Source organism: Paraburkholderia sp. SIMBA_054, assembly GCF_046534875.1.
Lineage (GTDB): Bacteria > Pseudomonadota > Gammaproteobacteria > Burkholderiales > Burkholderiaceae > Paraburkholderia > Paraburkholderia hospita.
In genome coordinates this window covers 1-271 of sequence record NZ_JAWRXV010000808.1, presented here as the reverse complement: position 1 = coordinate 271, position 271 = coordinate 1, and the positions used below count along the sequence as shown (strand labels likewise).

The 271-nt window shown below is 56.5% G+C and carries 1 protein-coding gene; it reads left to right on the top strand.

Translation table 11 applies throughout. From position 1 onward, the window contains the following. Window positions 1–271, top strand: a 271-nt coding sequence (locus SB822_RS57340) for a hypothetical protein (RefSeq protein WP_410859141.1), incomplete at both ends; no start/stop codon positions are given.

The window sequence follows — 271 nt, the reverse complement described above, 5'->3', positions numbered from 1 at the left end:
CACCGATGATCACGGTCGTCCACGTAAGCAGGACAAACGCAAGCTGCCTATTCCAGTCTCGGAATATACCGTCTCCTACACACTGGATTCCGAACATCCCGTTTGGCCCCTTGACAAGCACGGTATTGCCGAAGGCGCTCCCTACCCCTTTTCCATGATCGCAACGGGCGCACTTATTTTGTGTCCCAAACACCGCAAACGGCATGGCGTAGGTACGGCCGTGGGATACGAAGGTAGCAATGCCGCGGGCATTCTCTGCCCGAGCTGCAAG